We start from the raw sequence: 2,365 nt of genomic DNA, 5'->3' as shown, positions 1-2,365 counted from the left end.
TGTCCTATGCGGTATCTGTCGATCCCGAGGGCAAACACACCTTCCAGATCCTCGATGAAGCAGACAACGTCCTTCCCGTGCCACTGATCGTGTCTGGGGCATAGGGGCGGTCGCAAACCCGAAGAGCTCGCAGTTTCAGGCTCCAATTTACGGGGAAGGCGTTTGTCGCCACGCCGGCACCTACGGCAGGTGTCCACGACTGAGCCTCGACCACACCTCCCGCCTCGTCGCCTCACTGCTTGTCGCTACTCAGGCCACGGCGCGCAGCCGATGTTTCCACGCTGGCAGTCACGGATTGCTGATGAACTGGCTGATCGATCGGTACGTACGGTCGGCCGATCGCCGTCTTCAAGGCGAGTCCTGCGGCACTGGCGAAGGCACGCCGAGTCTTATCGCCATTGAGAAGTTTGGCGACAACCCGTCGTCCCGAGCACGCTGGTCGATATGACTGGCATTTCTAAGTTCTGCGAGCGACACTGACGTATCCACCGCCCCCCGATCGTAGGCGTAGTCGGGAAGATATCCGTTGACGATGAGACGCCAGTCGAACGGGACCCTGTCTCCCACAACGCGCATCATCTTGACGACCGTGGTCGTGCAGTTGGTCGTAAGCGAGTTGTAGAATTGCGGCGTTGTAGCAAGAGCATTGGCGTCTGCAACATACTCGCGCAGAAGCGCACGTGCCTGGTCAGGCGATGCTTTCAGGCGATAGATCTGAACATCCTCGCCGCGGAAGTTCGAACGGACGCCCACCACGTCCCGTTCGTCGGCTGCGATGATGACCAGAGGATTGCTCTTGAACAAATCTGCGAGCGGCGAGAACGCGCCGCCAGCCCGCCGACGGACTTCGACCGACCACGGGAGCTGCTCGCCGCCTTCAAATCCGAAACTGAAAATGACGTGGGCGATCTCTGGTCCCGCCCAATAGGACATGAACAGGTCGACCGTTTTGAGCTTCCTCATGTCGTAGGTCCGCGTGGTCCACTGTTCGACGAATTCCGTGGTGCTGTGCCATTCGAAGTTCCGAACATTGGTCAGTGTCAGCAGGTCGCCGTGAAATTCGCCTGTGACCTGTCGCGCGACATCGGGTGCCCAGGATGCGTTTTCGACGGGCTTGATCGTCCTCCACCACATCAGGACAACTGCGAACGCAACTGCGAATGCCAGGACAGCTTTGAAACGCCAGCGTCCAAACAGCGCCGCGACCGTCAAAAGTCCGACAAGTGCAAAGAGCCCGGCGACAAAGCCTCTTGTGACCTCCGAAACGGGAAGGCGGTACCACAATGCAAGCGTGGCCCATGCAGCGGCCAAGGCTAGTAGAATTGCCAGTGGTACAGTCAGGACAGCCAGACCCAAGCGACGCCAGCCACTCTTTTGCGTGTTCAAGCCGGGACCGGTCAATGTTTCAGGTCCCGCACAGTCTGCCGACCGCTTTGTTTGTTCCGCCACTTGCTCACGTCTGACTCCTCTCGTTGCGTTCGAATACTCGATTGGCCTCAACCGACTGGCAATAAACTGTAGCGCCTAGGCGAATCCGCAGTCGAAGTTCGCACAGAATTGATCGCGAGTTTGATCCCACTCACGGGCGACGACCGAGCCCTTCGATCCGTTCATCAAGGCCGGTCAAAAGGCTCCTCCGCAACTGCCTCTCAATCGGGCACGACGTCCCATTTGTCGTCGGGATCGAAGCGGTCGATGAAGGGCACGATCTCTTCGGTATTCGGCCCGAGATCGCGTTCGTAGACGATGCCTTGCTGGTTGACGACGAAGGTCTTGACGCCGGTCTCGGCATAGCTCACCGGCGAGGCGATCAAGGCGAAGCCGCCGATCATGTTGCCGTTGATGACATAGTCGTACCGGCCGCCGGCGATGTTGTCGCCCTGTGACGTCAGGATGCGGAAACGGTAGCCGAAGTATCCTTGGCCGGCCTTCGCCTTCTCCAGCGCAGCTTCGCTGATCGCATCGCCGACCGGGCTTTCACCATCGCCCTGGTCAGCCGGCCAGTAAAGCCCGTCCGTCTGGCCGGGGGAGCTGATCAGCTTCTGGGCATATTCGAGCACGCCGTCGGCGTCGCGGTCCTTGGAGGCATATTCCTTCTGGGCATCGACATAGGCCTGAGCGGTGTCGATTGCCTGCAGTTCGTTCTCGCCGACGCGGCGATTGATGATTTCCTCGAGCCCGACATAGGTGTCGAAGGCCCATTTGCCATCTTCGCCCTTGGTGATCGGAAATGGCAGCGGCCAGAGCCGATCGCCGATCTGGATGATCTTGCGTCCATCGAGATCGCGCACTGTGACATTGCGGGCAGCACCTTCACGGATGAGCGCGAAAGTATCCATCGCGCCTTCACCGGCCTTCAGCTTCT

At 59.5% G+C, this 2,365-nt stretch carries 2 protein-coding genes; both read right to left on the bottom strand.

Annotated features, from left to right (window positions below; translation table 11 throughout):
- Positions 1-348: 348 nt before the first annotated feature.
- Positions 349-1,350, bottom strand: a complete 1,002-nt coding sequence (locus I8N66_RS33805; RefSeq protein ID WP_291163837.1) for a DUF4105 domain-containing protein — start codon at positions 1,348-1,350, stop codon at positions 349-351.
- A gap of 299 nt (positions 1,351-1,649) precedes the next feature.
- The coding region (locus tag I8N66_RS33800; protein WP_291163822.1) for a DUF2950 domain-containing protein at positions 1,650-2,365 on the bottom strand (716 nt) is incomplete at its 5' end.

Source organism: Ensifer sp. SSB1 (assembly GCF_016652895.1).
In the GTDB taxonomy this organism is placed as follows: domain Bacteria; phylum Pseudomonadota; class Alphaproteobacteria; order Rhizobiales; family Rhizobiaceae; genus Ensifer.
This window is presented reverse-complemented; position numbering and strand designations above follow the sequence as displayed.